Source organism: bacterium (assembly GCA_035703895.1).
Classification (GTDB): Bacteria; Sysuimicrobiota; Sysuimicrobiia; order Sysuimicrobiales; family Segetimicrobiaceae; genus Segetimicrobium.
In genome coordinates this window covers 1-7,578 of sequence record DASSXJ010000066.1, presented here as the reverse complement: position 1 = coordinate 7,578, position 7,578 = coordinate 1, and the positions used below count along the sequence as shown (strand labels likewise).

The following is a 7,578-nucleotide window of genomic DNA, read 5'->3' as shown; positions in this document are numbered from 1 at the left end:
GTTGTTCGTAGTGGCCATAGCTCGAGACGCGATAGAGTTCCTACGGGAGGAACTGAAGGACTGACGCCGGGTCGGCAGTGAGATCCAGGCGGAAGCCAAGAAGCTTCACGCCTCGTTGACGACGCTCAAGCGGGCGAACGGGAAGCTGTGTGCCCGATCCAGGAAGGTGCCGGATTCGTGGATCAGGCTCTTCTAGCTCCGGCGGTGGAGTCTCAGCCAGACAATGTGAGAAAGGCGGTAGAGGACCGGAGTGCCGCCAAAGTAGTCGGAATGCCGGCTCATCGCGGCGGCAGCTCCCGCGGAACGACATGCAAGGAGGACACCGGTACTCAACGCTTGCTCCAATGAGTGACAGCAGCGATCAACTTCGGAATCGCAACCAAAATATCACTTGCGGTAGAGTGGCGTGTGAACCACGCAGTACAACGCCAATCCTATGCAGCATCATCAGGCACGGGTTCTCTGGGCTGACGCCTCAGCCCGACCAGCCCAGATGGCTGAGGAAGTCGCGCGTGCGCTCGACCGTGGGCGCCTCGAAAATCTGCTTCGGCGGTCCCTGCTCGATGATGGCCCCGCGGTCCATGACGATGATCCAATCGCCGACCAGACGCGCGAACGTCATCTCGTGCGTCACCACGATCATGGTCATGCCCTCCCTGGCAAGCCGAGTCATCACGTTGAGCACCTCGCCGATCGTTTCGGGGTCGAGCGCCGAGGTCGGCTCATCGAATAGCATCACCTCCGGCTCCATGTCCAGGGCCCTGGCGATGGCAACGCGCTGCTGCTGTCCGCCCGATAGCTGGGAGGGATAGCTCGCGGCCTTATCCGCGAGCCCGACTTTTTCGAGCAAAGCGAGCGCGCGCTTCTCGGCCGCCTCCCGCGACAGCCCAAGCACGGTCATCGGCCCGATGGTCACGTTGCCCAGCGCGGTTTTGTGGGGGAACAGCTCGAAATTCTGGAACACCATACCCATGCGCTGCCGCACGCGCCGCATGCCTTCCCAGTCGGGCGGCAGGAGTTCGCCGTCGAGTATGATCTCGCCCTCGTCGATCAGTTCGAGCCCGTTGGTGCAGCGAAGCAGCGTCGATTTGCCGGAGCCAGACGGCCCGATCAAGCACACCACCTCGCCCTTGCGCACCTCTGCCGATACGCCCGCCAATGCCACGAAGCTGGCGAACCGCTTGATGACGTTGCGATAAACCAAGGCGGGCGCCTGGCTGCTTCCTTTCCTCAAAATCGTGCGGTCGGCGGTATCCATGCAGCACTCATTCCTTGACCGAGTAGCGCCGGTTGATCCAGTCGACCAGCTTGGCCTGCGGATAACCCAGCAACCAATATATCGCCGCCATCGCCGTCAGCATTTCGAGCACGCGGAAGGTTTGCGAGCGCACCCGCATCGAATTGTAGGCAAGCTCACCCACGGAAATGACGGATACCAGCGACGTGTCCTTGAACAGCGACACCCAGGTGCTCGCCAGCACCGGGAGCACCCGTCGCACCGCCTGCGGCAATACGATGTCGCGCATCGTCTGCCAGCGTGTCATGCCGAGAGCATAGGCCGCTTCGCTCTGGCCCTTGCGAATCGACGCGATGCCGGCGCGGAACGTCTCGCCATTATAGGCAGCAACGTTTAGGCTCAGCGCGACGATGCCGGTGACGACCGGCGGCAAGCTGAGGCCGGTCGCGACCGGCATCACGTAATAGACCGTGTAGATCACGAGGATCAGCGGCAGATTGCGGAACAGCTCCGTGAAACTCGCACTGGCGACCACCAGAACGCGCGCGCTAGACAGCCGCATCACGGCGAGCAGGATGCCGCCGGGAACGGAGATCGCCATCGTTGTCACCGCGAGCAAAACGGTGAGCTTGGTGCCTTCCACCAAAGCGTCGGCGTTGTGCCAAACGACGGACCAATCGAAATTCATGACCGGCCAAGATAAGCGACCCGCGCGTAGATCATGTCGACGACGCGGGTGACGGGAAACAGGATGATGAAATAGACCGCCATCGCCACGAGAAAGACCTCGATCGGGTGAAAGCTTTGACCGGCGACGGTCTGCGACTTGTTCATATACTCAGGCACGGCGATCACGGCGGCGATTGCCGTGTCCTTGATGGTGATCGACAGGATCGAGCCGAAAGCCGGCAGCATGCGCACCACCGCCTGCGGCAGGATGATGGTGCGAACCGCCTGCGACCGCGACATGCCGAGCGCGAAAGCGGCGCGCGACTGGCCGGGGCGGATGGACTCGACGCCGGCGCGGACGATCTCGGCCACGTAGGCGGCGATGTGGGCCGTCAACGCGACGAGCGCCGCCCAGAACGGCGGCAGGATCACGCCCGTGAGCAGCGGCAGCGCGAAATACGTCCAGACCAGCACCACGAATACCGGCACCGAACGCATCGAGTCGATGTAGAACACCAGAGGCCAGCGCAGCCAAGCCGGCCCGTAGCAGCGTGCCAGGCCGATCGCGCCGCCGAGAACCAGGCTACACAGCACCGTCAGGAGCGAGAGCGCGAGCGTCAGCTCCAACCCGCCGAGTAGGAACCAGGCGCTGTCCAAGACCGGGGTGAAATCAAGGTCTATGACCGTGGGAGCCCTACCTCACTGCGAAGGCCGGCAACGCGGCCCCGTCATTGCCGGGCTGCGCCGCCTGTCGTGGGCGACGTAAAGCCGCACTACTTCATGGTGTCGATCACCTTCTGCTCGGACGCCACGAGCTGAGGATGGATCGCCTTCTCCACCGCGCGTGCCCAAGCGAGGAATTCCGGCTGGTTCTTATCGATGGCGACCCCGACCGGCTGGGCCTTTTCGGTGCTGTTCTGGCAATTGTTCTCCTTCGGCAGCGCCGCCAAGCCCTTCACCTTGCGGCTCATCGGCACATAGGGAATGCGGTTGATGGGCGCGGCATCGGCCCGCTTCGCCATGATGTCTTCCAGCGGCGCGGTCGCCCCCGAATTGGCGACACCCAGGTATTTCGCGTTCGGGAAACGCTGCTTCACCCAGGCTTCCTCAGCGCCGCCGATGAAATAAGCGATGGTGATGTCCGTCGAATTGAGATCGTCCACCGTCTTGGCCTTGGCGAACTTCGGATTGTCCGCGCGACCAAACATGCAGACGCTGGTGCTGGAGTAGAGAATGAAGTCAACCACCCGGGTCCGCTCCGGCGTTTCGGCCAGCGGCGTGACCGAGATGTCGACCTGATTTGACGCCAGAACCGGGATCTTCGTTTCGTGCGACACCAGCACCGGCTCGAGCTTCACGCCGAGGCGTTTAGCATATTCTTTCGCCAGGTCCCACGCGGGGCCTGACCAATGCTCGCCGGCGCCCGTCGTATTCTCGACCAGCCACGGCGCGTTGGCCAGCACGCCGACGCGCAACGCACCGGCCTTCTTGATCGCATCGATCCGCGGGCTCTTACCCGGCGCGGGCACGTCCTGTGCCGTCGCTGATAATGCCGCCGCCAATAAGGCGGCGATTGCGAGCATTCCCGTCAGTCCTTTCCTCATGACGCTTCTCCCTCCATTTGTTGAGTGTCCCCCGAACGCCGAGGGTCGTGAGTGATTCAAGCGCGGCTTGGACGCCGTCCCGAAATAACGTCGCGCGCGCGAGCTCCGATGGAACGATGTCGTCCATCGCGAAAATTGTGTCACACAGCGAACGCGGATCGCCGGCGGTGCGCGCGGCCTTGAGCAGCGCGTCCTTTTTCGGATCGTCCAGCGATAGCGGCGATCCGTCGTCGCTTCGTCCCTGGAGGAAGCGCAGCCAGGCCGCGGTGGCGAGTGCGACGCAGGGCACGTCTAGGCCGCCGGCCAACCGATCCACTGCGGTGGCGAACAGGCGCTGCGGCATTTTCTGCGATCCATCCGTCGCCACCTGGGCCGTGCGATGGCGCAGCGCCGGAGTGGCGAACCGCTTCAGCAAAGCCGATCGATGCGCCCTAAGATCGACCGACGCAAGCATTCGCAGAGCGGCGGCTGCCTCCCCAATCAATGAATCGATGAAGAAAGCCATGGCCGGCTCGGTAATCGCATCGAAAACCGTCTGCCAGCCGGCGAGCTGCCCAAGATAGGCAATGGCCGAATGGCTGCCGTTGAGCATCCGCAGCTTCATCATCTCGTAAGGATGCACATCGCCGACGACCTCGGCCCCGGCGCGCTCCCAGGCCGGGCGGCCGAGCGGGAACCGGTCCTCGATCACCCATTGGCTGAAAGGCTCGCACACCACCGGCCAGGCATCGCGGACGCCGGCCGCCAGCGCGATGCGTTCGCGATCACCATCCGTAGTCGCCGGGACGATGCGATCGACCATGGTGTTCGGAAACGCGACTTCGTCCGCGATGAACCGGCCGAGCGCGGGGTCGAGCAGCTCGGCGAAACGAACGACGACGCGCCGCGTGGAGTTACCGTTGGCCGGCAGGTTATCGCAGCACAAAACGGTGAACGGCGGCACCCCCGCGGCCGTGCGGGCCCGCAGCGCCGCCACAAGGAAACCCGGTACAGTACGCAGCGCATCCGGATTGGCGAGATCGTGCCGAATTGACGGATCGTCTTCGTCGAGCACCCCCTGGGCCGGTAGCCGATGATAACCCTTCTCAGTGACGCTCAAAGTGACGATGCGCGTCGCCGGATCGGCCAGGGCTCTGACGACTGCGGCGGGATTTTCCGGCCCGACCAGGATGCCGGTCAGGACACCCATGGCCGTCAAACGCTCCTCGTTGCCTCCGCGCTCGGCACAAAGATAGAGGCCGTCCTGCGGCGCCAAAGCGTCGCGCGTCGCCGCGCTGCGCAGACTGACGCCGAGAATCCCCCAACTCGGATCTCCGGCGAGCAGCGGTTGCGTATGCCAACCGAGATGCGCCCGCGCAAAAACGCCGAGACCGATATGGACGATGCCGGTCCGCAACCCGGCCGGGTCGAAATCAGGCCGCCGCACCGCGCCGGGAAGGCACGCAAGCATTTGGCGCGACAGGCGCGGCGTCATAGCGGTAAACTCTCCGTCGATGCGATTGCGCTCATTACGCCGCGCAATTCCGCCAGACCGCGCATACGGCCAATCAGCGGATAGCCCGGATGCGTCTTGCGCTCTGCGTCATCCAGCAGTTCGTGCCCGTGATCCGGCCGCATCGGAATGCGCCATTGCGCGTCGCCCGCACTCTTACGGCGCGCCTGCTCATGCAGCAAGGCCCGCACAACCGCGACAATATCGACGTCACCGCCGAGATGATCAGCCTCGACGAACGAGCCATCCGGCTCCTTCGTGACATTGCGAAGATGCGCGAAATAGATGCGGTGCGCGAACCGCCGCGCGATTGCCGGCAGGTCGTTGCCGGGACGGGACCCCAGCGATCCGGTACACAACGTGATGCCGTTTGCCGCGCTGTCTACCGCCTTCACGATGAAATCAAGATCGTCCCGCGTCGAGACAACGCGCGGCAGGCCGAACAGCGGGCGCGGCGGATCGTCGGGATGAATGCAAAGGCGGACGCCGGCTTCCTCGGCGGCCGGCACCACCCCACGCAAAAACCGAGCGAGATTCTGGCGCACGCCTTCATGGCCGATGTCCGCATAGCGATCGACCATGCGGCGCAGGCCCGGCACATCGTAACGCTCATAGACACCGGGGAGCCCCGCCATGATGGTCGCGAGCAACTTGTCCTTATCGCTTTCCGACGCCGTTCTTATCCAGGCGCGGGCGCGGGCGAGAACCTCCGGCGTCTGCTCCGCCTCGGCGCCCTTGCGCTGAAGGATGAAGCAGTCAAAAGCCGCGTATTCTTCCGCGTCGAAACGCAAGGCAGTTCCGCCGCCCGGCCACGGCGCGGCAAGCTGCGTACGCGTCCAGTCGAGCACCGGCATGAAATTGTAGCAGACGGTCTTGACACCCAGCGCCGCGAGATTGCGCAGCGAAGCCCGGTAGTTGTCGAATAACGCCGTCAAATCGCCTTCGCCCTGCTTGATCGCCTCGGCGACCGGCAGGCTTTCGACGACGCTCCAACGCAAGCCAACCGCCTTGTCCGCTTCGACCGCGTTTTTGCGCTCGGCGATCTCGTCACGGCTCCAGACGGCGCCATGAGGAATCTGATGCAACGCCGTGACGATTCCGGCCGCACCGGTTTGACGAATCTCGGAGAGCGAGATCGCATCGTCCGGACCAAACCAACGCCACGTCTGTTCCATCGCGATCGCTCGTTCAGGCGAATTCTTGCTTGAGCACGAGCGGCGGCTCGTGCTCAAAGAACTCCGGGTGCCGCTGGGCGATGCGCGAGATCGCGCCGAATACCGTGCGAAGATGATCCTGCATGGCTTGATCGGCACCGACCGGATCATGCCTTGCGATGCATCCGATGATCTCGCGGTGCTGGCGGAAGATCATGGTCAGCCATTCGCGATCTTCCAGCGAAAGATATCGCACGCGGTCGAGTTGCGCTTTCACCGAAGCGATCAGGCTCCACACCAGCGGCTGGCCTGCAATATCCAAGATGGTGCGGTGCATCACTTCGTCGAGCCGAAAGAACGTCAGACGATCTTCGGACTTGATCGCCTGCGCTTGCTTGACGATCTGCCGGCGCAGTTCGGCGATCTGCGCCCGCGTCGCCCGCTCGGCGGCGAAGCGCACGGCGCGGCACTCAAGAGCCTCGCGGATGAACTGGCTGCCGTTGACCGATGAGAGGTTGATCGGCGCGACGAATGTCCCGATCTGCGGAACGACGCGAAGCAGGCCTTCTTTGACGAGCCGCTGGAGCACCTCGCGGACCGGCGTCCGGCTGATGCCGTGCTGTTCGGCGAGGCGCGTTTCCGACAGCGCCTCGCCGGGCCGCAGCCGGCCGCTCAGGATATCGGCGTACAGATGCCCATAAAGGCGCGCGCCTCGGCTGCGCGCCGTCTCGTAGCGGGAAAAGTGCGACACAGCAGGCAAGTTGAGCACCTTTTTTTATCATAGTACACTTGTATACAAGTTGCAAGCCTCCTGGGGATGCAACGCGACGCCGCCCGCCGGTTGGAGGCGAGGTTCCTGGAATCCGGACGGTGCGCATGGGACTGACAGTATGCTCAAAAGGAGATCCTTTCGAGTCCCGATTCAAGGGTCTCCGTCGTGCTGTTTTCACTAGCCCGTTGAGCCACCCTCGCTTACCTCGCCGTTTGCTAGCGCTGTAGATGCATGGACCAACGTCTTTTGCAGAGGCAGGCGGCGCCCACGACTTGTGTGTGGTTGAGGTTTGCCCCCCTTCAGGTGGCAGGACCACAAACGGCACACCTAGAGTGAGAACGCTGCGACGAACCCGACGCCAGGGGTGCGCCGGGCCATCCAGGACCGTTCCATGCCGGCCGAGGCCACCGTTAGGATGAGAAATCCCTGCCCGGCTGTTTGCGGGCCCGCTGGGAGGCACTCGTGGCCTTCCTAGAAGTGTTCCAGACAGCTGACGGGGACCGCAGCTCCGGCGTTGTCAAGAAACCACTCCCTCTCTTCGCGCCCGGGCGAAGTCACCGGTCTTTTGACCGGGCAAGGTCAGAGGCAAAAGCGACTTGTGTCGCGCCGGCGACTGTTAACCGTCTCTACCCTCGCTATGCTCGGTATAG

At 63.6% G+C, this 7,578-nt stretch carries 7 protein-coding genes; all 7 read right to left on the bottom strand.

Features of this window, described 5'->3' with window-relative positions:
- Positions 1 to 475: 475 nt before the first annotated feature.
- A complete protein-coding gene (locus tag VFP86_04740; GenBank protein ID HET8998932.1) occupies positions 476 to 1,258 on the bottom strand; it encodes an amino acid ABC transporter ATP-binding protein in 783 nt (260 codons plus the stop codon).
- 7 nt (positions 1,259 to 1,265) lie between these two features.
- Positions 1,266 to 1,925 carry an amino acid ABC transporter permease gene (locus VFP86_04735; GenBank protein ID HET8998931.1) on the bottom strand — a complete coding sequence of 220 codons (660 nt, stop codon included), beginning with the start codon at positions 1,923 to 1,925 and terminating at the stop codon, positions 1,266 to 1,268.
- Entirely contained in the window at positions 1,922 to 2,587 is a 666-nt protein-coding gene (locus tag VFP86_04730) for an amino acid ABC transporter permease (GenBank protein HET8998930.1), read from the bottom strand. Before VFP86_04730 ends, VFP86_04735 begins: the two co-directional genes overlap by 4 nt.
- 92 nt (positions 2,588 to 2,679) lie before the next feature.
- Positions 2,680 to 3,510: a transporter substrate-binding domain-containing protein gene (locus VFP86_04725; GenBank protein ID HET8998929.1), complete on the bottom strand. Its 831-nt coding sequence runs from the start codon at positions 3,508 to 3,510 to the stop codon at positions 2,680 to 2,682.
- Positions 3,419 to 4,984: a mannitol dehydrogenase family protein gene (locus VFP86_04720; GenBank protein HET8998928.1), complete on the bottom strand. Its 1,566-nt coding sequence runs from the start codon at positions 4,982 to 4,984 to the stop codon at positions 3,419 to 3,421. The genes VFP86_04725 and VFP86_04720 overlap by 92 nt, the downstream gene beginning before the upstream one ends.
- Positions 4,981 to 6,177: a mannonate dehydratase gene (gene uxuA / locus VFP86_04715; protein HET8998927.1), complete on the bottom strand. Its 1,197-nt coding sequence runs from the start codon at positions 6,175 to 6,177 to the stop codon at positions 4,981 to 4,983. The genes VFP86_04720 and uxuA overlap by 4 nt, the downstream gene beginning before the upstream one ends.
- A 13-nt stretch (positions 6,178 to 6,190) precedes the next feature.
- Positions 6,191 to 6,925 carry a GntR family transcriptional regulator gene (locus tag VFP86_04710; protein ID HET8998926.1) on the bottom strand — a complete coding sequence of 245 codons (735 nt, stop codon included), beginning with the start codon at positions 6,923 to 6,925 and terminating at the stop codon, positions 6,191 to 6,193.
- Positions 6,926 to 7,578: the final 653 nt, after the last annotated feature.